Source organism: Sulfurimonas sp. (genome assembly GCF_034005705.1).
Classification (GTDB): Bacteria; Campylobacterota; Campylobacteria; order Campylobacterales; family Sulfurimonadaceae; genus Sulfurimonas.
Genome location: NZ_JAVEUF010000006.1, coordinates 66,971 through 93,914 on the forward strand (window position 1 = coordinate 66,971; position 26,944 = coordinate 93,914).

At 41.2% G+C, this 26,944-nt stretch carries 27 protein-coding genes; 15 read left to right on the forward strand and 12 right to left on the reverse strand.

Features of this window, described 5'->3' with window-relative positions; translation table 11 throughout:
* Positions 1-101: 101 nt before the first annotated feature.
* Genes RBR61_RS04785 through RBR61_RS04800 form a run of 4 tightly spaced genes read left to right on the forward strand, consistent with a single transcriptional unit; the run spans position 102 to position 3,820 of the window.
* Positions 102-1,223: a bifunctional 2-C-methyl-D-erythritol 4-phosphate cytidylyltransferase/2-C-methyl-D-erythritol 2,4-cyclodiphosphate synthase gene (locus tag RBR61_RS04785; RefSeq protein ID WP_320342447.1), complete on the forward strand. Its 1,122-nt coding sequence runs from the start codon at positions 102-104 to the stop codon at positions 1,221-1,223.
* Positions 1,220-2,107 carry a response regulator gene (locus RBR61_RS04790; protein ID WP_320342448.1) on the forward strand — a complete coding sequence of 296 codons (888 nt, stop codon included), beginning with the start codon at positions 1,220-1,222 and terminating at the stop codon, positions 2,105-2,107. Before RBR61_RS04785 ends, RBR61_RS04790 begins: the two co-directional genes overlap by 4 nt.
* The gene (locus RBR61_RS04795; protein ID WP_320342450.1) at positions 2,085-3,275 is read left to right on the forward strand and encodes a sulfate adenylyltransferase; all 1,191 of its coding nucleotides are present in this window, start codon (positions 2,085-2,087) and stop codon (positions 3,273-3,275) included. The genes RBR61_RS04790 and RBR61_RS04795 overlap by 23 nt, the downstream gene beginning before the upstream one ends.
* 38 nt (positions 3,276-3,313) lie before the next feature.
* Entirely contained in the window at positions 3,314-3,820 is a 507-nt protein-coding gene (locus RBR61_RS04800) for a phosphatidylglycerophosphatase A (RefSeq protein WP_320342451.1), read from the forward strand.
* A 147-nt stretch (positions 3,821-3,967) separates the two neighbouring features.
* Here the strand turns inward: RBR61_RS04800 and RBR61_RS04805 are convergent, their stop codons facing one another.
* The 5 genes from RBR61_RS04805 to gdhA form a co-directional block, all read right to left on the reverse strand.
* Positions 3,968-4,471 carry a hypothetical protein gene (locus tag RBR61_RS04805; protein ID WP_320342452.1) on the reverse strand — a complete coding sequence of 168 codons (504 nt, stop codon included), beginning with the start codon at positions 4,469-4,471 and terminating at the stop codon, positions 3,968-3,970.
* A gap of 88 nt (positions 4,472-4,559) precedes the next feature.
* On the reverse strand, positions 4,560-5,357 hold the full coding sequence (locus RBR61_RS04810; RefSeq protein ID WP_320342453.1) for a hypothetical protein: 798 nt from the start codon (positions 5,355-5,357) through the stop codon (positions 4,560-4,562).
* Between the two features lie 13 nt (positions 5,358-5,370).
* Positions 5,371-6,465, reverse strand: coding sequence for a 4Fe-4S binding protein (locus tag RBR61_RS04815; RefSeq protein ID WP_320342454.1), 1,095 nt, complete (start codon positions 6,463-6,465; stop codon positions 5,371-5,373).
* Positions 6,466-7,083, reverse strand: a complete 618-nt coding sequence (locus tag RBR61_RS04820; RefSeq protein WP_320342455.1) for a molecular chaperone TorD family protein — start codon at positions 7,081-7,083, stop codon at positions 6,466-6,468.
* Between the two features lie 79 nt (positions 7,084-7,162).
* Positions 7,163-8,518, reverse strand: a complete 1,356-nt coding sequence (gdhA, locus tag RBR61_RS04825; protein ID WP_320342456.1) for an NADP-specific glutamate dehydrogenase — start codon at positions 8,516-8,518, stop codon at positions 7,163-7,165.
* Positions 8,519-8,625: 107 nt separating this feature from the next.
* Between gdhA and RBR61_RS04830 the strand changes: the two genes are divergently transcribed.
* Together RBR61_RS04830 and RBR61_RS04835 are read left to right on the forward strand one after the other, a co-directional pair.
* Positions 8,626-9,060 (forward strand): hypothetical protein, encoded by a 435-nt coding sequence (locus tag RBR61_RS04830; RefSeq protein ID WP_320342457.1) that lies wholly within the window; start codon positions 8,626-8,628, stop codon positions 9,058-9,060.
* An 84-nt stretch (positions 9,061-9,144) separates the two neighbouring features.
* On the forward strand, positions 9,145-11,037 hold the full coding sequence (locus tag RBR61_RS04835) for a methyl-accepting chemotaxis protein (RefSeq protein ID WP_320342459.1): 1,893 nt from the start codon (positions 9,145-9,147) through the stop codon (positions 11,035-11,037).
* A gap of 11 nt (positions 11,038-11,048) precedes the next feature.
* On the opposite strand, the gene RBR61_RS04840 is transcribed toward RBR61_RS04835, so the two are convergent.
* On the reverse strand, positions 11,049-11,417 hold the full coding sequence (locus RBR61_RS04840) for a hypothetical protein (protein WP_320342461.1): 369 nt from the start codon (positions 11,415-11,417) through the stop codon (positions 11,049-11,051).
* A gap of 63 nt (positions 11,418-11,480) precedes the next feature.
* On the opposite strand from RBR61_RS04840, the gene RBR61_RS04845 reads away from it, so the two are divergent.
* The gene (locus RBR61_RS04845) at positions 11,481-11,879 is read left to right on the forward strand and encodes a rhodanese-like domain-containing protein (RefSeq protein WP_320342463.1); all 399 of its coding nucleotides are present in this window, start codon (positions 11,481-11,483) and stop codon (positions 11,877-11,879) included.
* Between the two features lie 96 nt (positions 11,880-11,975).
* Here RBR61_RS04845 and RBR61_RS04850 read toward each other — a convergent pair whose 3' ends face one another.
* Both RBR61_RS04850 and RBR61_RS04855 read right to left on the reverse strand, forming a co-directional pair.
* Complete coding sequence (locus RBR61_RS04850; RefSeq protein WP_320342464.1) at positions 11,976-15,092, reverse strand: efflux RND transporter permease subunit; 3,117 nt, start codon at positions 15,090-15,092, stop codon at positions 11,976-11,978.
* A gap of 10 nt (positions 15,093-15,102) precedes the next feature.
* On the reverse strand, positions 15,103-15,576 hold the full coding sequence (locus tag RBR61_RS04855) for a hypothetical protein (protein ID WP_320342466.1): 474 nt from the start codon (positions 15,574-15,576) through the stop codon (positions 15,103-15,105).
* Between the two features lie 78 nt (positions 15,577-15,654).
* Between RBR61_RS04855 and RBR61_RS04860 the strand changes: the two genes are divergently transcribed.
* Positions 15,655-16,365, forward strand: coding sequence for a DUF445 domain-containing protein (locus tag RBR61_RS04860; RefSeq protein WP_320342467.1), 711 nt, complete (start codon positions 15,655-15,657; stop codon positions 16,363-16,365).
* Positions 16,366-16,394: 29 nt separating this feature from the next.
* Here RBR61_RS04860 and RBR61_RS04865 read toward each other — a convergent pair whose 3' ends face one another.
* Positions 16,395-16,598, reverse strand: coding sequence for an RNA-binding S4 domain-containing protein (locus tag RBR61_RS04865; RefSeq protein ID WP_320342468.1), 204 nt, complete (start codon positions 16,596-16,598; stop codon positions 16,395-16,397).
* Between the two features lie 82 nt (positions 16,599-16,680).
* Here RBR61_RS04865 and RBR61_RS04870 point away from each other — a divergent pair, with 82 nt between their 5' ends.
* On the forward strand, positions 16,681-17,283 hold the full coding sequence (locus RBR61_RS04870) for a putative metalloprotease CJM1_0395 family protein (protein ID WP_320342469.1): 603 nt from the start codon (positions 16,681-16,683) through the stop codon (positions 17,281-17,283).
* On the opposite strand, the gene RBR61_RS04875 is transcribed toward RBR61_RS04870, so the two are convergent.
* Entirely contained in the window at positions 17,280-17,870 is a 591-nt protein-coding gene (locus RBR61_RS04875) for a hypothetical protein (RefSeq protein WP_320342473.1), read from the reverse strand. The two genes, RBR61_RS04870 and RBR61_RS04875, sit on opposite strands and share 4 nt — an antisense overlap.
* Before the next feature lie 174 nt (positions 17,871-18,044).
* Here RBR61_RS04875 and RBR61_RS04880 point away from each other — a divergent pair, with 174 nt between their 5' ends.
* Positions 18,045-18,263, forward strand: a complete 219-nt coding sequence (locus RBR61_RS04880; protein ID WP_137014185.1) for a cold-shock protein — start codon at positions 18,045-18,047, stop codon at positions 18,261-18,263.
* Between the two features lie 54 nt (positions 18,264-18,317).
* Here RBR61_RS04880 and RBR61_RS04885 read toward each other — a convergent pair whose 3' ends face one another.
* Entirely contained in the window at positions 18,318-18,734 is a 417-nt protein-coding gene (locus tag RBR61_RS04885; RefSeq protein WP_320342476.1) for a GNAT family N-acetyltransferase, read from the reverse strand.
* A 161-nt stretch (positions 18,735-18,895) separates the two neighbouring features.
* Between RBR61_RS04885 and RBR61_RS04890 the strand changes: the two genes are divergently transcribed.
* From RBR61_RS04890 to RBR61_RS04910, 5 genes are all read left to right on the forward strand, one after another.
* On the forward strand, positions 18,896-20,404 hold the full coding sequence (locus tag RBR61_RS04890; protein WP_320342477.1) for an FAD-dependent oxidoreductase: 1,509 nt from the start codon (positions 18,896-18,898) through the stop codon (positions 20,402-20,404).
* Positions 20,401-20,541, forward strand: a complete 141-nt coding sequence (locus RBR61_RS04895; protein ID WP_320342479.1) for a hypothetical protein — start codon at positions 20,401-20,403, stop codon at positions 20,539-20,541. Before RBR61_RS04890 ends, RBR61_RS04895 begins: the two co-directional genes overlap by 4 nt.
* Before the next feature lie 85 nt (positions 20,542-20,626).
* Complete coding sequence (locus RBR61_RS04900) at positions 20,627-22,231, forward strand: ATP-binding cassette domain-containing protein (RefSeq protein ID WP_320342480.1); 1,605 nt, start codon at positions 20,627-20,629, stop codon at positions 22,229-22,231.
* Positions 22,221-23,057, forward strand: coding sequence for a DUF5718 family protein (locus RBR61_RS04905; RefSeq protein ID WP_320342481.1), 837 nt, complete (start codon positions 22,221-22,223; stop codon positions 23,055-23,057). Before RBR61_RS04900 ends, RBR61_RS04905 begins: the two co-directional genes overlap by 11 nt.
* The gene (locus tag RBR61_RS04910) at positions 23,054-23,398 is read left to right on the forward strand and encodes a translation initiation factor (RefSeq protein WP_320342482.1); all 345 of its coding nucleotides are present in this window, start codon (positions 23,054-23,056) and stop codon (positions 23,396-23,398) included. Before RBR61_RS04905 ends, RBR61_RS04910 begins: the two co-directional genes overlap by 4 nt.
* Here RBR61_RS04910 and RBR61_RS04915 read toward each other — a convergent pair.
* A complete protein-coding gene (locus RBR61_RS04915; RefSeq protein WP_320342483.1) occupies positions 23,395-26,943 on the reverse strand; it encodes a bifunctional proline dehydrogenase/L-glutamate gamma-semialdehyde dehydrogenase in 3,549 nt (1,182 codons plus the stop codon). The two genes, RBR61_RS04910 and RBR61_RS04915, sit on opposite strands and share 4 nt — an antisense overlap.
* Position 26,944 lies beyond the last annotated feature (1 nt).

Below are 26,944 nucleotides of genomic sequence, written 5' to 3' on the forward strand. Positions count from 1 at the left end.
TCATAATTTAGAAAATCTAGAAAAATAATTTATTTATTCAAGATAAAAAAAAGCTTTCGGTGTGTATAATTTCGTAACACTTATGGATTATAGGAGTTTCTTTGTCTAATTTGACGCTTATTTTACTTGCTGCAGGTAGTTCTTCGCGTTTTGAACTAGGTGTCAAAAAGCAGTGGCTCAGAATCGCAAACCAGCCTTTGTGGCAATTTGTAGCAGAAAAATGTGAAAAAACAGGCCATTTTGAAAAAATTATAATTGCTGCATCTAACGAAGATATAGAGTTTATGAAACTCTACTCGGACTTTACGTTCGTAGAGGGTGGAGCGAGCAGACAAGAATCCCTAAAAAACGCTCTAAAAGAGGTAGATACTGAGTATGTACTTGTTAGCGATATTGCTCGCTCATGTATCAGTGAGGATTTTTTACAAAGAATCATATCGCACAGAGGAAAAAGCGACTGCATCGTTCCTTATCTTAGCGTTACGGACACCATTGTATATGATGGCATAACTATAGACAGAGAGAAGGTAAAAAGGGTTCAAACTCCTCAGCTCTCTCTTGCTTCGGCTCTTAGATCAGCTCTTGTGCAAGAGGGCGAGTTTACGGATGAGAGCAGCGCTATAGTAGCAAACGGCGGCAGTAGAGAGTTTATTTTGGGAGAAGAGGACGCTCATAAGATCACGCGCATAGCTGATCTAAAAAAGCTCTCCTGTCTTGTACCGCCATCGGATGATACTCTAAGCGGAACAGGATTTGACGTGCACGCCTTTGATGAGAAGGGTGAGATGTACCTTGGCGGCGTGAAAATAGAGTCGAAGTATGGTTTTAAAGCCCACAGTGACGGCGATGTAGCGATTCACGCTCTTATTGACGCACTGCTTGGAGCTGCCGGAATGGGCGATATCGGCATGATGTTCCCGGACAATGATGATGCTTACAAAGGTGCAGACTCAAAAGAGCTCTTAAAAGTCGTTGTTGCAAAACTACGCAGCTTCGGATTTGTTATAATTAATGTCGATGTTATCGTGGCGGCAGAGAAACCAAGACTCGGCGCTTACAAGAGTGAGATAAGAAGAACACTTAGCTCAATCTTGGGCATTGAAGCACACAGAGTAAACATCAAAGCAACAACGACTGAAAAACTTGGTTTTATAGGAAGAGGCGAAGGTGTCGGCGTAATAGCGAACGCAAATTTAAAATATTTTGATTGGACAAAGATTTGAAGATACTAATAATAGAAAATGAAGTTTATTTGGCGCAAAGTATTGCTACAAAACTCAGCGAGCTTGGTCACATATGTGAGATGTGCACCTCAACAAGAGATGCTATAAAAAGCAACAACTACGATGTCGTTCTGCTCTCAACCAATATAAACGGTCAGGATTTTAACCCTGTAATAGAGACCTTTAAAAAGTCGATCATCATTTTGATGGTCTCATATATCAGTAACGATACGGTTTCAAAGCCACTCTCTGCAGGTGCGAAAGATTACATCTTAAAGCCGTTCATGATAGAAGAGCTTATCAGAAAGATAAACCACTATCAGGATTATGAGAAGCTCAAAAGAAGAAATGAGGCGTATGACAAATACTTGACGCATACATTCTCATCTATGGTCAATGAACACAACTTTGACAATATAGAACTTCCGCTTTTTATCTCATCATCTTACCAGAAGTATGCGGACTCTTTTGCTTTTGAGTACGCGAAAAAGAAAAATCTCCCTCTTCATTTTATAACTCTTAGCGATCCAAAATCGATGAGTGAAATTGAGTCGATCAACGGAAATTCACTTATATATATAATCGATCTTCAGACTCTTAAAAAGAGCGACAGAAAGGCTCTATACTCGCTGCTTGAAGATAAAAATGCAATAATCTCAAGTACGGACAAGATCGAAGATGACGAGTATGAGGTCATAGAGATCAAGAGCGAGAACAAGATATTTGACCAAGGGGAGATTCTTCCGATAGAAGATTACGTAAAGTTTATCGTACTGAATTATCAACACAAATTTCCTGATACGGAACTATCAAAAAAACTAGGCATTAGCCGCAAAAGTCTATGGGAAAAACGGAAGAAATATGACATCGTCAAGAAAAAATAAAACACTTTTAATAGATAAAGAGGCGGCTTCTGCACTGGAGTTATTAAAAGACGGACTGCTCTCTCCCGTTGAGTCTTTGATGAACGAGGAGCAGAGCAAAAGTGTTTTAAAAACCGGGCTCATCAACGGAAAATCTTTTCCATTTCCTTTTCTGCTTGCACCTGCAGGAAAGATGAATTCAGAGGTACTTGCTTCTCTTAAAAAAGACGAAGAGGTAACCATACTTTTTGAGAAAAAACCCTTTGCTACGCTGATCGTAGATGAAGTTTTTCATATTGACCCAAGCGATAGAATAAAGCAGATATACGGAACGGATGATATCTCTCACCCGGGCGTGATGGCAACGTTTAAGAGGATCGGCTCTCTTGCGGTAAGCGGTGAGTACACTCTTTTAAACGAATCGAGCAATACGAACAAACAGATAATAGAAGATGCGAAAAAACTCATTGATGCAAAACATACTACCGCTCTTGTAATGGCGGCCAACCCTCTTCACCGTGCTCATGAGAGACTTATTCGCCAGACTCTTGAAAACACAGATCTGCTTGTCATCTTTTTGCTAAAGCCTTATACTGAATCAAACCTCTCATATAAGATAAGAAAAAAGGCGCTTGATTTTTTTATAAACAACTTTCTGACAAAGAACCATGTAGTGGTCGTACCTCTGGAGAACAGCTATATTTTTGCAGGATACAATGAGATCATCCTAGATGCAATTGTAGCAAAAAATTACGGTTGTAATAAGCTGACAATAGGGCGAAACCATGCTGGACTCGGGATGTTTTACGACTGCAACTCAAATAAATCCATAATCGACAAAGTTATCGGTATAGATATCGAGATAACCGTTGCGAGCGAATATGTCTACTGTGACAAGTGTACGACGCTTGTTAGCAAAAACACCTGCCCTCACGGTCAGCACCACCAGATCTCATACCACTCAAACTCGATTCTTGAACTCTTGGAGCTTGGCATCCTGCCTCCGACCATTTTGATGCGAAAAGAGATATCGGCGGTAATACTCTCAAAACTGCATCCAAACAGATTTAAGAACCTAGAAAAACTCTACTACGATATTCTTCCGGTAGAGGGGCTGTTAGAAGAGCACACCGAAAATGATTTTTATCTGGAGCTTATGAAGCTCTATCAAACAACGTCACTGACTTAAAAAGTTTTCATCTTCTGTTTCTATATACAAGGAAAAATATGAATTGGTTTTTTATTACATTAGGATATAGCGGTCTTTCTCCAAAAGCTCCCGGAACTGTCGGAACACTTGTTTCGCTTCCTCTTGGGATGCTGATTCTTATATATCTAGGTGCACAGACCCTGTTTTTGGCAACTCTTCTGATCTCTATAATTGCCATTCGTGAGATAAACAGATATGAAGAAAAAAGCGGCATCCATGACGACAAGCGTATTGTTATAGACGAACTTGCCGGAATGTGGTTCGCACTTAGCGTTGCACCTGCAATAAGTGTAAGTTTGAGCGAAGTAACCGACTTACAAAACGGATTTTTAGTTCAAAGTTTGCTTTCGTTTGTTCTCTTTAGATACTTTGACATAGCAAAACCTTCCATAATAGGCAGACTTGACCGTGAAGCAAAAGGCGGCGTCGGCGTTATGGCAGATGATATTGTCGCAGGTTTTACAGCCGGGATTTTAAGTGCGGTGATATGGCAGGGATGGTTACAGATTCAAAATCTGTTTTAGTTTTTCCCAAAAAAAGAGCCCTTATATGGATTAAAAGAGTGATGCCGTTTCAAGGCGTGTGCGAGGAAGCATACTTGAAGTATGTGACGAGCGCAACAACGCAGAAAATGCGTTGCTATTTTAATTCTGGTTACTTACGCATAAAATTTAGATAAAGAGTGGGTCGGATGACGGCTCTATCTCTTCAAAATCCTCAATGATCTGCTCAAACATCTTCATAATTTTTTTAGATTTATCTATATACTCATTAAATATCGCTTTTGATGAAGGAAACGCTTCACCTAGTTCATTATAGATCAAAATACGACCGTTGATATGTCTGTTTATCTCGCCAAAAGCATCTTCTAGATACTTTTTGGAGTTTGTGTGCCTAAATAGAGACCTTATCATTCTTACACGCTCTTTGATCGGCAGAGACTCATCTATAGCTTCTGCAATTCTTTTAATGTCCAGCCTTGATAGATAGACTCCGCTGATAGCAGGAGCCAAAAGCTTTGATGTCAATGCATCTACAAACTGTGGAACAGGCTCTTCATCCTCTTTGTCTTGCTCATCCTGACCTCTTTTTAGATCCTCAGGGTCCATTGAACAGCTATCTTTTACAAACTTGTCAAACTCTGCTCTTAAATCGCTTAAATCATTTTGCTTCATATCTCTTCCTTAATTTTTTTACTAGCCGCTATGGCACTTCTAGGTTAAAACCTGATGCAAGAAATAACTAAATTATTTCTTGTAAAAGTTAAAATCTCATATCGCTTTTGTCATGATCCAGATGCCCGCTCTGCTTGAAAAAATCAAAAACAGCTCTTGAGAGCTCATCTAAAATATTTTCAAAACCCAGATAGGAAGCTTCCAGCTCATTAGCCCTTACCTTAAGCGGCGAGAACTCTTTTCTTTGCTTCATATCCAAATTTAGGCTGCTGAGCTTCCTTATAGAGCTAAGAGTGCCAAAATCTGAAAAATCAACAACCGCATCATAAGATGAGAGGTCAACTTCCATCCCGTCTGCCAAGCGGTTTATATCCGCATCTTTGGCACCGATCTCTTCCACAAAAGCCATCAATCTCTCCAGCTCATCATAGAAGTAGCTTATCTCAAACTCTTTTGCCTCATAGCAGAATGCTTTTGCTCTGCTGCCGATCCCCAAAAGAGCTACTTTTTTGCAGCCTCTCTCTTTTAAAAAGTCACAAAGCACCCTCATCCCCAATAGATCGCCGACAAGCCTCTGCTCATCCCTTAGCACGATATCGCAGATACCTGAGAATCTGACCGCCTCGCTTGCTTCATCGAGCAGCTCTACTACATTTTTAGCATACTCGTTAGCAATCAGAGCACCGTTTACGTGAGACTTTTTCATATTTACTACAGTAAAGTAGAAGTCATCCTCTCTTATGTTCATAGGGATCATCATCGCATCTTTATTGTTTGCTTTAAAGAGCTTGTTTAGAGTGGCTGAGATACTGCTCTGCCCTGCATACTCCCCTATAAAGCCGTAAAGCTTCGTGTGATGCGATATCTCATTGCCGTTGTTCATCATCTCTTAAATCTCCTCATATTCCCCAAAGTGCCCTAGCCTCTTCTTCCTCTGCCTTGCATCTGTAGCAGAGTCTCTCATCTGAATTTGTACTAAAGATGACATTGCACTCGTCACATCTTCTGACATTAAACTTTATAAGACTGTGAACCTCAGGCTCAAAAAACTCTTTTACTCTATACGTAGATGATAGCGTGATCGCTTCTGGTACGCAAACATCATGACAAATATGACACTTTATGCACAAAAACGGGTCAAACTCTATCTTGGAGTTCTTAATATCCGAACTAAGTGCGCCGCTTGGACAGACTCTGTAGCACATCTGGCAAGCAGTACATGTCTCGCTGTTTATCTCTTTTGAAGATGTGAACGTCAGTTCATCTGCTTCAATAATATGATAGACCTCCGGCTTCTCGACTCTTTTAAGCGCCGTAAAGAAAAGCTTTCTTCTGTCTGTTATGCGTTTTTGTTTCAAAAGAGCAATATCGCTTTTTTGCAGAGTGTGTTCTACAAGCTCATCGGTAGCTTTTTGTATCTCTTTTTCAAACTGCTGTTTTGCCTTGATTGCTCCTGCCAGGTTGACCTTGCTAAAGAACTCTCTCCTGTTTGCAGAGTTCTCTTCGCCACTGCTCTCTTTCTCATACTTAACATCTTCAAGTTTTATAACCACGCCGCTTTGCATAGCTTCGAGCACATAAGATGCCTCTTCGTGATTTTTCTCTATCTCTGGTCTGCATTTATGTGCTATCGCACACTCATCACAGTGCCCCATGTCAAAGACCATCTCCTTTTTAAGAAGCGCCATCGATATGATATTTTCAACATTTAAAGCAGCTATGCACGGAACGTTTTTTCTGCACGATATAAGATTCTCGCTATCTTCCATAAAGCTAAAAAAGAACTCGGTAGCACTAAAGTCATCCAAAGAGAGCGCCTCGTTTGGACATACCGCATCACATGCACCGCATCCTACACATGCCGAGAAGTTGATGCTTGGCAGCGGGTTAGAGCCTACCACTATAGCTTCAGTGGGACAGATAAGTTCACATCTGTTGCACTCGCTCTCTTTAGAGAGTGAGCGGACACAACGGCTGGCTTTGAGCTGTATCATTTAGAGATTTAGCTCCTTGGCCAAATACTCGTTATCGCTGAGCATAAACTCCAAAGCCATATCCGCAGCATCATAATACAGAGGTGTTCTTGCCTCATATTTTACATTTATAAGATAGAGCGGTGCCCACTTTAAAAGATGCTTGTTTAAAAACTCGCTCTGGATCCCTCTGAGCTCCTTTGCAGCTTGGGCGTCATCCTCTTGAAGGGCTTTCATCTCTGCTTCTACAAGATGGTGCATAAACTCAAGCTCTACACCGATGTGATCTGCCGAGATCGTACGTGCAACTTCAAAATCGACCATAAAGTTGTATGCGCTGTAGATATCCGTTACCGGATTTGCCCCGCCGGTCTCTATCTTTTGGTCTTCTCTTGTGTAAAAGGTCTCGTACGGAATAAGGTGCAAAAGAGAGAGGTTGACAAAATCCGGATTTAGATACTCTTGAAGAAGCTTTTCATTAGGCACTTCTTTAAGCGGAGCCCACTCTTTTAGTGTGGGAAAAAAATCTAAAATGTTTTCATCACTCTTTATCATCATCAACGTTTTTTCATCCAGCTCTTGCAATAAGACGCGGGATAATAGTGCGTAGATGTTAGATCTTGCTTTCGTATTTTGCATATTTTATGTACTTTGTATTGATTTTTAACCCGTAATTCTATCGCAAAAGTCTAAATGTATGGTTAGGGAAAACAACTTGTTATATCCCCTCCGCTATCATGGCATCTGCAACCCGCTTAAACCCAGCTATGTTTGCTCCGTCTACATAATTACCCTCGACTCCGTAATCTTTTGCCGTAAGGACTACTCTTTTACAGATCTGCTCCATTATAAATCTAAGCTTTACATCTATTTTTTCAAAGTGCCATCTCTGCATTGAAGCGTTCTGGCTCATCTCAAACTCACTGACGACCACTCCTCCAGCATTTGCAGCTTTTGCAGGGGCAAAACATACATTGTGGTTCACAAGCGCAGCTATAGCCTCTGGAGTTGATGGCATATTTGCCCCCTCGCTCACACTCACGCATCCATTTGCTATTAAATTCTTGGCATCTGCTTCATTAAGCTCATTTTGCGTTGCACAAGGAAATGCAGCATAACACTCAACTCCCCACACCGCATGTTCACCATCCGCATAGTCACACACAGGAGTATATTTGGCGTCCGGATGAGTCTCTAAATAGAGCTCCAATGAGGCTCTTTTTTCAAGCTTTAGCTCTTTTAAAAGCGGCAGATCGACGCCTCTTGGATCATATATCATACCTCTTGAGTCGCTGCATGTAACAGGGATAGCCCCTATCTGAAAAAGTTTCTCTATCGCGTGAAGCGCTACGTTTCCTGCCCCGCTTACAGTACATATCTTGCCCGCAAGACCCTCTTTGCCCTCAAGTTCTAGCATAGTTTGCGTGAAATATACGACGCCGTAACCGGTAGCTTCAGGTCTCATCAAAGAGCCTCCGAACATATACGGTTTGCCCGTCAAAACACCGTCATACGAAGATGTTATTTTTTTATACTCTCCAAAAAGATACCCTATCTCTCTTGCCCCGACTCCAATGTCTCCCGCAGGAACGTCAATTCGCGGACCTATATATTTATGAAGCTCTGTCATAAAGGCGGAGCAGAATTTCATGATTTCAAAATCGCTTTTGCCTTTGGGATCAAAATCACTTCCACCTTTTCCGCCGCCAATCGGCAAGCCTGTAAGCGAGTTTTTCAGTATCTGCTCAAATGCCAAAAACTTCAAAACGCCTTCATTGACGCTTGGATGGAAACGAAGACCTCCTTTGTATGGCCCAAGGGTGTTGTTAAATTGAATTCTATAACCGGTATTTACCCTAATCACATTATTGTCATCCAACCAGCTCACTTTAAATTTTATCACTCTATCTGGAACAATGAGTCTCTCTAAAACTGAATGTTTTGCGTAACTCTCATCAGAATTTAGTAACGGTGCAATTGAGGATACAACCTCTTGAACGGCTTGAAAAAAAACATTGTTTTGCGCACAATCACCAACTAAAATCTTTTTCATATTTTCTTGAGATAGATCCATTTTTTCCTCACCTTAAATAAATTGTGCAATTATACAAAAATAGACCAAAAAAGGCTCTTGCATTGATGCAAAACAAAATTTTTGCTTCTATTTTATGTTAGAATTTCATGAAAAAAGGATCTCCCATTACTTACACAATTCTTCATACTATTCATATATTTTCAGTTTTTATCTACGGCGGATTTCTGTTTGTAGACATCCTCTTTTTATCCAAAATGAGCCAAGCGCTTAGCGATGAAGAGCATGTAAAAGCCAGAGAGGCTATTATGATGCATGTAAGAAAAGTTGTCCCTTACGCTTTGATGGTAGCCGTTGCAAGCGGAGCCTATCTTTTTTCACAGGTTTTCGGCAAGATTGAAGGCGGTTCGCTTTCGCACTTTCAAACACTTCTGGCGATAAAAGCATTTTTAGGTTTGTGGCTGGGTCTTAGGGGAATAAATCAAAAACTCTTTAAAATAAATCCGTGGGTCTTTAAGAGCCACTTTTTTCCTTTTGCTCTGGTCGTAATAATTATTTTGCTCTCTCAATTTATGTATATTTAAATTCACAAATTAAGGACATATTTAAAATCATTGTTATAGAATGTGATATTTTTATCTCATTAATTGCCATAACAAGGAATCTCAATGTTTAAGAACCTAAGTATTCATAAAAAGATGAATTACTTTATTGCCATGGTGGCGGTCTCGGTATTTTCTGCCGCAATATCTATTTTTTTGGCAATGGGTCATATTGAAAAAAAGTATGAACATCTGCATCACAACTCGATGATAGGCGGTCTTACAACCCTTAAAATAGAAAAAAATCTCAATTATACGAGCAGACTCTCCAGAGATATTATGCTCGGCGGTAATTATGATAAAAATATGCAAAAGCTTGAAGCAACACTAAAAGAGATAGAGGAGCATTTTACTCTTCTTGAAAAACTAATGGAAAAAGAGTCCTCTCTCTCTATGGTTCAAGAGGCTAAGAACTCGACCATGCTATTTTTACAGAACACACTTGAGATGATGAAATCACTGGACTCTCAAGAAATAGCACATAGCAAAGATGCCATATATGCGAACTACTCAAAAAAGCTCACTCCATTTGCAAATGCTTCTAGAGAATCTTTCGCAAAACTTGTCGAACTAAAAGCAGCAGAACTGGAAAAAGACTCGATGGGTCTTGCGACAGAGATCAACTTCTTTAAATTCCTAGCTCTTATCGCAGGTATCGTAGTAGGCGTGATAGTCTTGATTTTGGCAACGATCATAAGAAAGTCTATAACCGGCGGTATCAACGACTTTACTAAGCTCATCAGCCATGTCTCAAAAGGTGATTTCAGCCATCAGGCCACAACGGTGGACAGAAATACCGAACTTGGCATTATGGGGTATGAGCTTACTGAGCTTATCAAGCACACAAAAGACCTTATTCACGAAATAAACACTACTATTACTGACGCTTCGAAGGGTATCTTTACGCACCGTATCTCTTCTGAGGGCATGAGCGGAGAGTTTGTGGATGCCATAGAGAGTGTCGGCAAAAGCATCGAGTTTATGAAGGCACAGCATATTAAAGCGCAAAGAGATGTCTTTAACTCAAAGATCAGCACCAAGAGCGTTATGGTAACTGAGTCTCTATCTATGATAATATCTGATCTGGATGAGAACCTCAACGACATAAAATCTGTTACATCTGCAACAAAACAGGCGTCAGAGCTGGCAAACAACTCAAGAAACGATATAACAGATATAACAACCGAGCTAAATGCCCTTAACGAACAGGTAAATATCAACAACGACAGCATCAGTGAAATAGCAAATCAGGCAAATGAGATCACATCCGTGATCCAGCTGATCACAGATATTGCAGACCAGACAAACCTGCTTGCACTAAATGCTGCTATCGAAGCGGCTCGTGCGGGTGAGCATGGACGAGGGTTCGCAGTTGTCGCTGACGAGGTCAGAAAACTGGCAGAAAGAACACACAAGGCGACTGGAGAGATATCTGTCTCCATCAAATCTCTGCAGCAGAACATGAGCGAGATACAGACAAGCTCAGACAATATGAAGCAGACTGTGGAGGGTTCTACACAGAAGATAAACGGGTTTGAGAACACCCTGGTCGAACTGAGCGAAAACTCTTCTAAAATAGTCGACTACTCTTACGGGATGGAGAACAGCATATTTATTGTCCTTGCAAAACTAGATCAGATACTATTTAAGTCCCGTGCTTACAACTCAATAATTTCTCTTAAAAACGTAGTGCCGTCAAAACCGGGAGACAAGTGCCGCCTTGGAGAGTGGTGTTCCGACGAAGGTCAAAGAAGATTTGCCCACACACAAACCTTTGCAAAACTCGAAGCTCCTCGCACAACTGTAAGCAAAAAAGTTCATGAGAACCTAAGCTATCTTGAAAAAGATGCAGAGATAGAAACTATAAAAAATGCAGATAAGATAATCAAGAACTTTGATGAGATGGAGAAGGTATCTTCAGAGGTATTTGAACTACTCGATAAGATGTTAAAAGAATAAGTTCGCCTCCTTTACTCCCACTCCTCAAATTTGGAGCTTGAGTGCTTATCTTTTTTATAACGCCTTGCGTTTTTGCTCTTCTCAAGCTGATTTGACTCATAAAGGATCTCCTCCTTTATGTCCACAATATCTTTATCGCTCTCTTTGTAAGATATGATCTTTTTAACCAATTTTTGCAGATCTTGAAGCTCACCTTTATAAAGGGATATCTCATCTACCCTTTGAAGCACTTTTAGAGAGTTCTCTATTTTTTTGTCATATCCCTCTTTAGAAATGTTAGATGTTGTAGACAAATAAGAGACAATACCTTTGTGAAATCTCTCTAGCGCCCTAATGTAGCGGAGTCTCATTGCATTGTCTATCGCTTTTTGTGATGCCATTTTCTACCTATTATTCAATTTTTGATACAATTATACACTTAATTTTTAGCGTGGAGCGTTTATTTGAAGAAATTTTTTTTAACTGTTTTTATTTTATCGGCATCTCTTTTTGGCTCTATGCAGAACCAAGAAGCATCTTACGAACTGCTAAATTCAAACATACCGATCGTTGACATAAGAACACCAGGGGAGTGGAAAGAGACGGGGTTGCTTAAAGGCTCTATCCCTATTATGCTCTTTGATGAGAAAGGCAATTATGACCTTAAGGATTTTTTAGAGAAACTAAACAGTGCGGTAGACACAAAAAAACCGTTTGCCCTTATCTGCAGAACTGGAAGCAGAACAAAAATATTGGCGCAGTTCTTATCTCAGAAACTGGGATATGATGTAATAAATCTTAAAAGCGGTATCGTATATGCAAAATATATGAGGCTCCCGATTCTTCCATATAGATCAAACTAAAAGCACTCTATAAAGACCTTGCAGTTTTTAAAATTCCTCTTCTACTTCATAACCAGAGTAACGGTCATCTTCGCCGTTATTGCACTTATCGCTTTTTTACTCTGGGCTCTTTTGTACGCTATTTTTATCTAAAGGCGGCTCTATCTTGTTTACCATGGCATAGAGTGTAGGCAGATATATAAGGTTTAAAAAAGTTCCCCAAAGAAGTCCAAACCCTAAAGATATTGCGATAGGCTGAAGTATAACCGCCTGCCCGCTTGCGTAAAATATCAGAGTCAAAAGTCCCAGAAATGTTGTAACCGAAGTAATGACAATAGGTCTGAGTCTCAGTTTTGCACGCTCCAAGAACTCCTCTAACTTGTGCGTTCCTCGTAAAAAGTCAACCATTATGATGCCGTCGTTTATTACAACACCGGCAAGTCCCAAGATTCCTATGATAGAAGGCATGGTAAGGTTTATGCCCAGAAGCTTATGCCCAAGGAGCGCGCCGAGAGCGGAGAGAGGAATAACGCTCATTACCATCAGAACATACTTTATTTTCGGAAATATAAGAAGAAGAGTTAAAAATATCAGAAAGATAGCAAAGAAAACCGCTTTTTTCATATCGTTTTTGAGCTGTTCGTTCTTCTCTTTCTCACCCAGAAGCTCAACGTTCACGCCAAGTTTTCTGATCTCATCAAGTGTTGGTTTTAACTTCTCGAGTATCTCTTCAGAGGTAATGTTTCTCTTATCCACATTTGCAAAAACTGTTTTTATGATGTTGCCGTTAAGCTTGTTTATCTTCTCATAATCCCTGACCTGAGTGATCTCTGCAATATCGGAGAGCCTTACGTATCTGCCGTCGCTAAGTGCTATATTGAAGTTTAAAAATGAAGAGATGCTGTCCTTTGCATCCTCTTGCGTCTTTATCTCCATAATACCAAGGTCGTTAAATGTAGTTCCCTGTTTCTGCTCCATAAAGTATGCGCTTAGTGTCCTTGCAACGGACGCTTCGCTAAGTCCCAAGCTCTCCCCGTATGAATTGACCTTGATCTTATACTCCATCTTGCCGTATTTGATATTATCGCTGTAATCCCTTATATGCTCCATATTAGAGAGCTTCTCCTCCAAGAGCTTTATTCCGCTTTGAAGCACGCTGTCATTGTTTCCTGAGAGGTTGATCTGAATATCGCTTCTGATAAGTCCCGGTTTATCCTCCATAACCCCGAGATCTTCCATCTTATACTTCTCTCTATAAACGCTGATTATCTCCTGAGCCCGAGGAGATAGCTCAAATGTCTGTTTCTGCCTTATCTTCTGGGGATTGTCAAACTCAAAACTAAAATTTAGAACAGGATTTACATACTTGTCTACCCAGTTTGTCTCTGCCCTGTCATAGAGCTCCATGGTTATCATAAATACACCGTTGTTTCTCTGAGTATCACCTGAGAGGCTTCTTCTGTAACCGACAACCGATGAGATCGCTTTTAGAGAAAACTCATCTGCATGCTCCATCAGCTTCGCTTCGATCTCTTTAGATATGGCGTATGTATCCTCCAGTGGTGTGTTTATGTCCACTTTTCCTGAGATATAGAGATAATTTCCGTCAAAATTCGGAAAAAACTGAAACTTCATAGATTTTGCAGTGTAGAAGGTTGCAAGCGGGATCAATATTATGAAAAGAAGAAGCGAGAGTTTTTTGTAGTGCAGAAAATAGAGGATAACTCTCATATATAGTTTTTGAAACGGCTCCCAGCTTATCATGTTGTTGCTTTTTTTCAAAAACTCCTGCGCATGAAGCGGCAGAAAAAGAAAACTCTCGATCAAAGAGCCCATTAAGATGATAATGACCGTGATAGGAATAAGTAAAATAAAAAGAGCTATCTCGCCCTGCATCATAAATATAGGCAAAAATGCCACTACGGTGGTGATCGTTGCAAGTGTAACAGGGAGGATCATCTCTTTAACGCCGGCAATTGCTGCATCATAGTTATTCATTCCCTCATCTATATAGCGCTGAATATTTTCACTTACTACGATCGCATCATCGACGACGATACCTATTACAATAAGCCCTCCAAGAAGAGAGACTATATTGATCGAATAGCCCAGATAGTAGATGCTTAAAAGCCCTATGATAAAAGAGAACGGAATACCCAGAGCTACGATTATGGCGATCCTTAGGTTTATCAGTATGTACATAGATAAAAATACGAGTATCAGACCAAACATCAAGTTTGAAATAATTGTGTCTAGTCTCTCTTTTACAGGCTTTGATGTATCTTGGTAAAAATCAAAACTCGCACCCTTGTAATCTTTTTCTATGCCCTTTACATACTCTCTGAGCTCCTTGGAGAGGGTAAGAGAGTCTCCACTGACACCTTTTGAGATCACTAGAGATATGGTCTTTTTGTTGTTGTAAGTGGCAAGCGTATCCGTCTGCGGGTACTCGATGCTCACTTCGGCTATATCACCAAGCCTGATAAATCTTCCACCGACGTCCAAGATGGCTTCTTTGTACTCATCGGCATCCGATTTTCCGTTTGCGGTAGAGACATACGCAAAATTTCCCTTCTGCTCTATATTGCCGACGGGAAAAATATATGAGAGATTTGCTATAGCTTTTTGCACACCCGCATGTTCAAGCCCGTAGGCTATGATCGCTTCGGAGTTGATCTTAATAATAACCTCTTCATTTGAATCGCCGCGGATCAAAACCTCGCTGATATTGTTAAGCTTTGCTATTTTAGACTTAACATCCTGCGCTATAACGGTGAGTTCCCCTATTGAGAGCTCATCTGATGAGACGGCAAGTCTGATCAGAGACCTTGTTTTATCCAGAAGTCTGGCAACAGGCTCGTTCATGTCCGAGGGAAGATACTGTCTGCTAAGCGCTATTGCATCTTTTACGCGCCCTAGCGTTATCTCTCTGTTGGCGCTCTCGTTTAGGGTCAGAAGTATTGCAAAAGCCCCGGGCGTGATCGTTGTCTCGGTCTTGTCGATCCCGCTTATATTGCTTAGCTCATCCTCTATATCGCGGACTGCCATCTTATCCATGACATTGGCACTCGCCCCTCTGTATGAGCCTAGAACGCTTATTTTATCGAGTTCGACATCGGGAAATATCTCTTTAGGTATGTTTTGATAAGCATGAACTCCCATAAAGATCAAAAAAGCCAAGATGGCATAATTGAGTCTGGAGTTTTTAATAAAGTATTCAATAAACTTGATCAATTAGCTGCTCTTAGAGAAGAGATTTTATAACGTTGCTTACACCCTGGTGAAGGTTGTAGTTTGAAATAGGAAAATCCAGCGATTCATTCTCCAAATTTACCGTGTATCTTGATAGGTAGTCACCCAAAACTCTCAGATCTATACTCTCATACTTTTTGCACAGCTCCTCATCAAGCCTTGTTCTTAGCAGCATTCCTGCTTCATTTGACCTCTGGATCGTAAATGCCAATGTTTTAAGGCTTAAAAAGTCGCTCCATCTGAAAAAAAGTTCAGGTGTGAGCTCACTCTCTGGGTATCCCTCTGGATTAAAGAGCATACCTGCATCCCTTAGCGGTATCAGAACGCTGAGTATTGCCGCACTAAAAGGCACTACCTTGTCTCTCCAGAAAGGGGATTCGTTTCTATTTTTAAGTTCTCTCTCTAGGAGCTCTAAAATTGTTTCTATATCTGCACTCTTAAAAAGTTCGTAACTCTCTTCTTTCATAATATTTCCTACGCTTTTTATTATTGAAGATTCTAGTATAATTTTGCTTTTAAGATACTTTTTTCTAGGAGTCAAACTTTGAAACTAAACAAAGGTTTTATGACAAATCTGATAGCTGCGTCTCTTGTTGGGGTCTCATTTTTTATTGATGGAGGTGTTGCCGATATCTTTTTATACACCGGGCTTTTTGCGCTCTCCGGCGCTCTGACCAATCAGCTTGCCATTCATATGCTTTTTGAAAAAGTGCCCCTTCTTTACGGTTCGGGAGTTATACCGGCACGCTTTGAGGCATTTAAAGAGTCAATTAAACATCTTATGATGAGCCAATTCTTTACAAAAGAGCAGCTTGACTACTTCTTTAAAAACGAAGAGAAGAAGATTGAATTGACCCCGATTATTGAAGCTACTGATTTTTCACCAGCTTTTGATGCACTTTCCAAAACCGTAATGGAGTCATCTTTTGGCGGGATGCTCGGGATGTTCGGCGGAGAGAGCGTACTGGAGAATCTTCGCGAACCATTCTCGCTAAAGATGAAGAGTGCCGTCATAAAAATAGTTCGTAGCGAGACATTTAACTACACTCTGCAAAAACACCTTCAAAACTCGACACTTAGTGATGATATGATGAAGTCTATCGAGGATATCATAGAGATAAGACTGGGTGAACTAACACCTCTTATGGTCAAAGATATCGTGCAAAAACTCATCAAAGAGCATCTCTCATGGCTGGTTGTGTGGGGAGGAGTTTTCGGCGGAGCAATAGGGCTTATCAGCTCATTTCTGCTCTAACGTCAAATTGGGCTTTGCCCAGATTGACGTTATATAACCTCTATAGTTACATCTGCGATCTCTATAACATCCCCGCGGATTATCTTGGCTCTTTTTCTAAGCTCAACTTCGCCGTTTCTTCTGACATGGCCATCGGCAATAATCATCTTTGCCTCTGCTCCGCTATCTACCAGATCTAAAACTTTTATAAGCTTGTAAAGTTCAATATACTCATCTTTTAATTCATATTTCATAATCTATTCCTTTTAGTAACTGAAATATTATCAAATTATTACCCATTTTTTTAAAGCGATTTTTAAATTCCAAAGAAGTAGAATGAAGATTATGGAAATAGGTTCTGCATCACACTATAACATCGGCATCAACTACTCTATCAAGCTAAACGAAGAGGAGATTCTTGTTTTTGAAGATGACCCGCTTAGAGAGAAAAAAACATCCGATGAAGAAAAAATTGAAAAAGAGCAGGAAGAAAAAAAGTCTGCAGAAGATAGCTCTACAGAGAAACTATCAGAGGATGAGAAACGCCTGGTCCAAGATCTCAGATCAAGAGATGCAGAAGTTAGAACGCATGAGGCGGCTCATCAAGCGGCGGGCGGAGGTATGACGGGAGCTGCTTCTTATACATACCAGCAGGGACCTGACGGAAGAATGTATGCGATCGGCGGAGAGGTATCCATCTCCATTCCATCAGGCTCAACCCCGCAGGAGAGCATGAGAAATGCACAACAGGCAATTGCGGCGGCAATGGCACCCGCCGATCCAAGCGGGCAGGACTTTGCGGTCGCTTCGAGTGCGATGGTGATGCTAATGAAGGCACAGCAGCAGCTTCTCAAAGAGTCGCAAGAGGGCATCCTTGGAAAAGAGGTCTACAAAAGTGAGGCTCAAAAGAACACACAAGACAAAAAAGATATCTCTTAAGCCTCTTCGTTGATTATTGAAAATCCCAAATCATACATAGCTTTGTCAACCAACTCTATCGCTTTTGCCATTGTTTTTTGGGAAATTTCAGGAAGTTCTCCTCCCCACATAGCCTCAGCCTCTTTAAATCCCTGGATCATCCCTTCGCGTCCCGCACGAAATCTATCTTCATCCCCCGCGGCTCCGTTAATGACAAAATCGGCTATCCTTTGTGATGTCTTCTCTATGCCGAAAAAACCATCTTCGCTTACAAGCTCTGCGGCCTCCTCTTTTGAGAGCTTGGCTATCGGTTTTCCGTCATAACCTATCTCTTGCAAAAAACTCTTGAACTCTTCGTACTGCTTCTTAAAACTCTCATCTGCGCTTGAAAAACCGCCTTGGACCAAGGCAGAGTTGAAAGCCATTGCATTTGAACTCTCCCTGATCTGCTCCTTAATTTCAGAAACCTCCTCTTTTGAGAGCTTCTCTCTAAAAAGCGGCTTTATAACGTTACCCTTTTTCACAGGTTCAAAAGCCTGATTTAGTGAAGATATCTGCATACCTGCCTCCTCCATATTTGTTACAGGCAAATCGGCTAAAAATGCCATAAATTAAAGTTTTAAGTTTTATATACAAAAAATAAAAACTTTTGATATAATATTTTCGATGAAAGATTTGTGTGTGTGAGCTCATCTATTAGTATATTCTGCTAGACAAACGACTCCCCTATATTTTGACTCCACTTCCAAGGAAGTGAATTTTTACCAAAGAGGTACTACGACATGGCAGAATTGCTAGACGGATCAGTTAAATGGTTCAATGAAGAAAAAGGTTATGGTTTTATTCAACAAGACAATGGTGGAAAAGATGTATTCGTACACTTTCGCCAAGTAAACAGAACGGGACCTGGTCGCGTTTCTTTAGCTGAAGGTCAGAGAGTGACTTTTGAACTTGGTGAGGGACAAAAAGGTCCTCAAGCTGAGAACGTAACACCTTTATAAGGTTTTACATGCAGGCTTTTAAGCCTGCATCATACACTCCATATCCACTCTTAATCAGACTCTCTTTAAAAAAACAAAACTCTTTTTACTAAATCCGTTATTTTCATAAAATCTATGAGCATTCTCTCTATGTACTCCGGATGAGAGAACTATATTTTCACACATTGCAATACGCGCAAAATCATCAAGATAATCAAGCATTACCTTACCATATCCTCTGCCTCTATACTCCTCATCTGTGACCAGATCAAAAACAAACAGATGCCTTTTATGGTAGAGATTTGTCTGTATAGCAACACCCGCATAAGTGATAAGCTTCTCCCCCTCCATTATGCCCATCATCTTATACTCCATGCTTCTCATCTCATATATAAGGTCTTCGAACTCATCGTAGTCAAGCTCTGTGCGAAGCTGTGAGAGAACTTCAAAAACCGTGACCAACTCTTTTAGGTCCAACTCTCTTATTTGCATATCTATTCCTAAACTATCAACAAAACTCAAAACATGCTCACTAAGGCTTCGCTTCGCTGCATAACCGTTCGCTTGGTTTTTGGTTTTGTAAAAATATATAATTGAATATTATAACAAATTCGCTACAATACGGCTAAAGACGAGGCAAGGATCAATAAAATATGGGCGTTAAAAACTTTGAAGTTATAATAGTAGGAGCTGGAGTTTCAGGTTCAGCACTTGCGTATGAGCTTGCAAGATATACAGACATAAAATCGATCGGCATCATAGAGAAGTATGAAAATATCGCCACGCTTAACTCTTGCGGAACAAGCAACTCACAGACTATACATGTCGGGGATATTGAGACAAACTACACCCTTCAAAAAGCGGCAATAACAAAAAGAACGGCGAAGATGGTCGAGAAGTACTGCCTTCAACACAACTATCAAAACAAAATAATCTTCTCACACCAAAAGATGGCGCTTGGGGTCGGCAAAAAAGAGGTGGAGTTCCTGCTTCACCGCTATGAAGAGTTCTCCGAACTATTTCCTTACCTTGAAGTTTGGGATAAAGAGAAGCTTAAAGAGCTTGAGCCGCGCGTAGTTTTCGATGAAAATGGCAATGAAAGGACCGAGAGCATTGTCGGTATAGGAACAAAAGATCAGTGGACTACGGTTGATTTTGGAAAGCTTTCAAGCTCATTTATAGAGAATGCGAAAAAAGAGAGAGATGTCGAACTTGAGCTTTTTTTAAATACCAAAGTAGAAAAAATTGAGAAGAGCAAAAAACGCGGTTACGTCGTCAAAACAAAAGAGAATACATTCTATGCGGACTTCGTGGTAGTGGATGCGGGGGCGCACTCACTGTTTTTAGCTCACCAGATGGGATTTGGACTAAATCTGGGATGTCTGCCGGTTGCGGGAAGTTTTTACGTAACAAACGAGAAGATGCTTAACGGCAAGGTCTATATGATACAAAATCCAAAACTCCCTTTTGCCGCTCTTCACGGCGACCCGGATGTGTTGGCAGACGGAAATACGCGCTTTGGTCCGACAGCGCTTATGCTTCCAAAACTTGAGCGTTACAAAAGCGGAACATACTTGGATTTCTGGAAGACTCTAAGGTTTGACAAAAACATTGCCATAGCGCTTTGGAAGCTTTTAAAAGAGAAGGATATCCGCAAATATATCTTTAGAAACTTTCTCTTTGAGATCCCCTTTTTAAATAAATACCTATTTTTAAAAGATGCCAGAAAGATCGTTCCCTCTCTTAAACTAGATGAGTTCAGATATGCCAAAGGCTTCGGCGGTGTTAGACCTCAGGTGCTCAACAAAGATGAGCAGAAACTTCTTTTGGGCGAGGCCTCCATCTACACGGGAGAGGGTCTTATCTTCAACATGACCCCATCCCCAGGGGCAACATCCTGCCTTGGAAATGCTGAGAGAGACCTCAAATATATAGTAAAATATCTCGGCAAAACTTTTGATGAGACAAAATTCAACGACGAGTTGACGGACGGGGAGTATTGTGTACTGCCTGAGCCGATAGCATCTCAAAAAGCGGTTGTGAATCTGATCAGAGCAGAGATACAAAGAACCGAAGAGAAGTATCTCCAAGATCTTCGTCAAGGTCAGCCTGACGCAGATTTTTGGGATAAACCGCACAGTAAACTGCAGGAGAAAAAATGAGATTTTTATTTTTAGCATCTATAACCTTGCTGATCTTTTGGGGATGCAGCTCTAAAGAGATCAACGAGGGAGTCGAGAACATAACAAGCGACATAACAAACGCTTTTGAAGGCGCAAAAGACAAATCGGGCGATTGATAATAATCAGTTCTTAAACAACAGTTAGCTATAATCGCGAAAAATAATAGGCACCAAAAATTTCTGCCTAAGCGAGAGACAAATAATGGTAACTGTACAAAATTTAACAATGCGTTATGGAAACAGAGTTCTGTTTCAAGATATAAATCTTAAACTAGACCGTCATAAAAGATACGGCCTCATCGGTGCGAACGGTGCAGGAAAAACAACTTTTTTAAAGATACTAAGCGGTCAGATCAATGAGTATGAAGGCGAAGTAATAATTCCCAAATCAAATAAGGTCGGTGTTTTAGGACAAAACCAATATGCTTATGAAGATTTCACAATTGCCGATGCTGTTCTCTACGGAAACAAAAGACTCTATGACGCTATCAAAGAAAAAGAGGTCATATACACGACAGGCGACTTTGAAGATGATGCCGTAAACAACCGTCTTGCAGAACTTGAGACCATCTGTGTCGAAGAGGATCCTACTTACGAGTATGACGTGAACATAGCAAAGATACTCGAAAATGTGGGTATTCCTGCAAGCCATCACAATGAGCTTATGAGCACACTTGACAGTGCCGATAAATTCAAAGTTCTTTTGGCTCAGGTTTTATACCCAAAACCGGATGTCCTCTTCCTTGATGAGCCTACCAACAACCTTGATATTGACACAATAAGCTGGCTTGAACATGAGCTTCAACGCCATGAAGGGACAATGGTCGTTATCTCCCACGACAGACACTTCTTAAATGCGGTCGTTACAAATATTCTCGATGTGGATTACCAAAAGATACGCGAATTTACTGGCAACTATGACGACTGGTATATCGCAGCAAACGTCATAGCAAAACAGCAAGAGCTCAACAACGCTAAAAAAGAGAAGGAAAAAGAGCAGCTGGAGGCTTTCGTACGCCGTTTTAGCGCAAATGCCTCAAAAGCAAAACAGGCGACATCAAGACAAAAACAGCTTGACAAACTGGTGATTGATGACATTAAACCATCTTCACGCCGCGACCCGAGCATCGTTTTCAAAGCAAAAAGAGTTATGGGCGATGAAGCGCTTAATGTTGTCGGAGTAAACCACTCTTACGGCGACAATGAGGTTCTAAAGAACATCAATCTAAAGTTCGATCCGGATGAAAAAGTTGCACTTATCGGTTCAAACGGTGTCGGTAAGACAACTCTTTTAAAGATCATTATGGAAGAGATGAAGCCAACAAGCGGAGAGATCCACTGGGGTGCAACTATTGAGCCAAGCTACTTTCCTCAGGATACTGCCGATATCATAAAGGGTGATGGAACTCTATATGACTGGCTAAGAGGCTTTGACCCAAAACGCGACATTGCAGAGATCAGAAACTGTTTGGGAAGAATGCTTTTTTCGGGCGAGCAGCAGGAGAAATCGGTTGTAAGCATATCGGGTGGAGAAAAGCATAGAATGATGCTTAGCAAAATGATGCTTGAGGGCGGAAACTTCTTGGTTCTCGATGAGCCTTCAAACCACCTTGACCTTGAAGCGATCGTTGCACTCGGAGAGGCTCTTTACAACTTCAAAGGAAACGTGATATGTGTATCGCATGACCGTGAGCTTTTGGATGCGTTTGCTAATCGTATCATCGAACTAAGAGAAGACGGCAGCTATGTAGACTTCAAAGGAAGCTACGAAGAGTTTGCAGAGGCTAAGGAAAAAGGTGAACTATAGAGAGTTTTTAGGTCTTGGGATCGCAGGCAACTTTGCTCTGCACCTTGCCCAAGCAGGCGAAGAGGAAGATTTTAAAGATATCATTACAGCAGATGAAGCAGCGCCCAAAGGGATGTTCCCTTTTTATCTGCCTAAATACGTAGAAGGTGCAAAAGAGATTTTAAGCACCTACCCTCTCTCAAGCTCCAACATTAAAATACCGGGCAAAGAGCTTAATATTCAGGCAGAGCCTGAAGTGGGACTTATCTGCAGACTTGAGTACGAAAACAACAGACTAAGCAAAATAATCCCTACACACTTCGGTGCATACAATGACTGCTCTATCAGAGTTGCAGGTGCAAGCAAGATAAGCGATAAAAAGAACTGGGGTGAGAATTCCAAGGGTCTTAGCGAAAAGCTTATAAAGATAGATCACTTTAGTGAAGGCGGTATAATGGATAGTTACTCCATCTGCAGCTTTTTAAAAAGAGATAATGAGCTCAACGCCTACGGCGAAGATGTTGAGCTCAAAGGGTATAGCTACTTCTATGAAAAACTACAAGAGTGGATGGTTGAGCAGATAAATGCACAAAAAGATTTCGGACCATTAGAGCCGTTAAGCGAGTATATAGCATCATGCGGCAATCCATCGGATGCGATTATAAGCATAGGCGCTACAAGATACACTCCTTACGGTGAGAGCACATTTTTAAAAGAGGGTGACGAGGTTTTTGTGGTGCTTTACGATCACACAAAGCTCTCTTTGGATGATGTGATCAAAAGCATTAAAGATGATAGCTTTGAAAGCCAGCATATGAGTATATTAAGGCAAAAAGTCGTCTCATGAGCAGAGGCAAGAAGCTCGATCTCTTTATAGGGGCCGATATAGAGGATGGCTGGGCAAAAGTAGAGACTCCCAGAAAAAGCCTCATCTCAGATGAGATATTGGAACCCTCAAAACACTTTTTGTTTTTTAAAAAAGAGAAGAGACGCGGCAAAACGGTAACTCTTGTAGGCGAATTTCACACACCGCTAAACGACTCAGAGGCACTGTTAAAGGCTTTAAAGAAAAAGCTCGGCTGCGGCGGAGCTTTTAAAGATGGCTGGATGGAGTTTCAAGGAGAGCTAAAAGAAAAACTAAGAGCCCTTCTCGTAGAAGAGGGCTTTAGATTCAAAAACGGTCACTAGCCCTCTTTTAATCCCCTGATACCCATATTTCCGTATCTGTGATATGAGTTCGTTACACTCTGTTCTATAAAGTAGTGAAGCAGCTCGATCCTGCCATGCGGTACAAAAGGCTCTCTTGCTATATATTTTGCTTCATCTTTTAGCGAATCATAGATATTTTTTGTTATATGCGCAGGATCTAAAAATCTGATCCTTTGAACCTTTTTCATCGACTCTATCAGCTCATCTTCACCTTGAAGTTCCAAAACATCCTCTTTTGCCAGAATATCTCTTGAGTTGTTTATAAGCCAAGCCAGCTCATCGCTATCTATCTTTTTAGGAAGCGAGATATGCAGCGTTGCCCCTGCGATCTTTGCCGCCGTTATGGATGAGAGAATCTCATGAAGCTTGTCGCCGTTTTGACACCTCAAAAGAACACTTTTAACACCCAGATAACGTATGACATTGCTCTCGCCTCTGACATGTGCATAGTCATGCTCTTTGCTAAACTCTTCTCTGTGCCACTTCACAAAATCTTTTGCGATCTCGGAAGCCTTTGAGACCTCATTCGCAAAAATTCCGTGGGAGAGAAATTCGCCCATCTCTTCAAACTCTATCTCATCTGCACTTATATTCATCAACTGCGTGACATAGTTAAATCCGCCCGCTTTTTTGCCGCTTCCGATCGCCGATTTGCCCATTCCGCCAAAAGGCTGTCTAATGACTATCGCACCGGTCGTACCGCGGTTAATATAGAGGTTTCCTGCTTTTAGCTTCTTGCTCCATATCTTCTGCTCTCTCTCATCAAGGCTCTCTATTCCAGATGTAAGCCCGTACCCTGTCGAGTTTACTGCGTCTATTGCATCCTTTAGATCATCTGCTCTCATAACGCTGAGCACTGGGCCAAAGAGCTCATTCATATGGCAAAAATCACCCTCTTTTGTTCCCCATCTGATCGATGGCTTTAACATATAAGGGTTATCGCCATCTGCATAAGATGGTGCTACAAGCCACTCTTCACCACTATCAAGATAGCTCAAAGCTTTTTCAAGATTGCCGGATGGTTTAGATGAGAGCGCTCCGATCCTGTTTTTAAAATCCCAGACGGAACCTACCTCCAGGGAGGAGGCAGCATCAATGAGCATCTTTTTAAAATTTTTATCATTATAGAGCTCATCTTCGAGCACAAGCAGAGATGTTGCAGAACACTTCTGCCCGGAGTTGTTAAACGCAGAAGCGACAACGTTTTTAACAGCCTGGTCACGATCGCTCATAGATGTGACTATAGTGGCATCTTTACCGCCTGTCTCAGCACTCAGATGGATGTCGCTGCGCTGTTTTATCATACTGTAAGCGGTCTGCTCGCCTCCCGTAAATATTGTAAAATCAATATCTCTGTTGGGTATAAGCTCCTCTCCCGCCAAAGCTCCGCTTGATGGAAGAAACTGCAATGTATTTCTACTTACACCCGCACTCCAAAAACATTCACAGACCATCTGCGCGCAAAGAACAGAGTCCGATGCAGGTTTAAGTATAACCCTGTTTCCGGCTGCGAGTGCTGCGGCGATACCGCCTGTAGGGATGGCTACGGGAAAGTTCCATGGGCTGACTACCAAACCCACCCCTTTTGGAGATATATGCACACCTTCTAGCTCCTCTATCTTCCTAACACTGTATGGATAGAAGTTTAAAAAGTCTATGGCTTCAGAGACCTCGACATCAGTCTCGCTAAATACTTTGCCGACCTCTGCCGCAGCGACTCCTATAAGGTCCGCTCTTCTTTTTCTAAACTCATGTGCCACGTCCATAAGTATTTTTTGACGCTCTTTTGTTGTGAGTTTTCTCCAGCCGTCAATATCCTCGTTTGCAACTCTTACCGCTTCGTGCATATCCTCTGCGTGAGCTTTTACGTAAGAGCCTACTACTACGCCCTCATGATATTGCGACTTATCTATCACCTCTACAATATCACCATTCTCTATCTCTCTTGATGCCACGACCGGCCTTGCATGGTATCCACCCTCTTTTGCTATATTTTTCCACTTATTAGCAATTTCTCTAGCCCACTTTTTGTTCTGCTCCAACACAAAGTCCGTATCTGCTTCACTCTCGTAAATATAGTTGTCCAGATCGATCTGTGGCTTTGCAGGCTCTTGGTTTCTATCTTGGACTCTATATGGAGTGAGTTTGAGATCTTTTATCTCCACTAAAGCGTCATCATAACTCTTCACGAGCGTTTTCCACGCCTCGGAGTCTACTTTTAAGCCGAAACTGTGGCGCAAGAAATTCTGCTGTGCCGTGTTTTCGTCAAATCTTCTTACAAGATATGCAATAGCGTTTGTAAATGTCTCTTTCGTAGCGGTCGGAGCGTATAGTATTACGTTTAATCCCTCTTTTTTTAGAACCTTGTAAGCGGTCTCGCTCATACCTTCAAGCATCTCGGCAGTGTAAAACTTCTCTACGCCCCTCTCCTTTGCCAAAAGCATTCCAAGAGCGTGGTCAAAAAGATTGTGCGAAGCAACGCCTAGATGTGCATAAGGAGCCACATCAGGATCTAAAAGGTAGTCCATTATAATTTTAAGGTTAGCGTCACTTTGCGTTTTTTTTCTGTATGTAACGCACTCCCACTCTCTAAGACTAGCCTCTGTTAGCTCCATCTCCTGATTCGCTCCCTTGACGAGACGGATCTTAATGGGTGCTCCGCCGCTTTTGACTCTCTCTTTTGCCCATAAGACAAGATCTTTTGCCAGCTCCAACGTATCTGGAAGATAAGCCTGAAGAACGATCCCTGCATGAAGATCTTTAAATTTTTCCAGCGAGAGCGTCTTTTTAAAGACATCAATTGTCAAGTGTATATCTTTATACTCCTCCATATCAAGATTTACGAACTTGTCACTCTCCTTGCCATGTGCGTCTGTAAATCTGTTCTGCATTGCGGCAGCATATATCTTCTGTAGTTTATTTGAGACCATATCCACGCTCCACTCATGCGCCAGAGGGTTTATCTGAGAAAAAATGGTAGATATTTTTATAGATATATAATCTATATTTGGATTTTGAAGCGTTTTTATATACTTCTCAACTCTCTCGTTTGCCTCATCTTCGCCCAGGACTATCTCTCCGATAATATTTATATTTACCCTTGTCCCCTCTGCTCTTCTCTTTTTAATATGCTCTACAAGAGCCTTCTCTTCGCCCGGAATGACAACATTTTTAATATCGTTTCTTAGATACTTTATAAAAATAGGTATGGATATATTTGTCATATAGATTCCGACTTTGCGAAAAGAGAGGACAAGCAGCTCTTCGAATGTGCTAAAGAAACTAGTGCCCTTGTATTTGTTAAATATATACTCGATCTGATCCGCAACTCTGCGGGGATTTTGTGAGCGAAAGCTCTGGTCAAGAAGTTCAATTAGAAAGATCTTGTTCATCGGATCCTTTAACATCCTGCCCATAGTTTCGTGGAACTTCTCTTCAACGCTTTCTCTATGCTCCTGTATGTAGAGCTGCCAATCTCTGGCTACCTCTTTTGCCTCTTCAAATCTCTCTTTAGATATATTCATA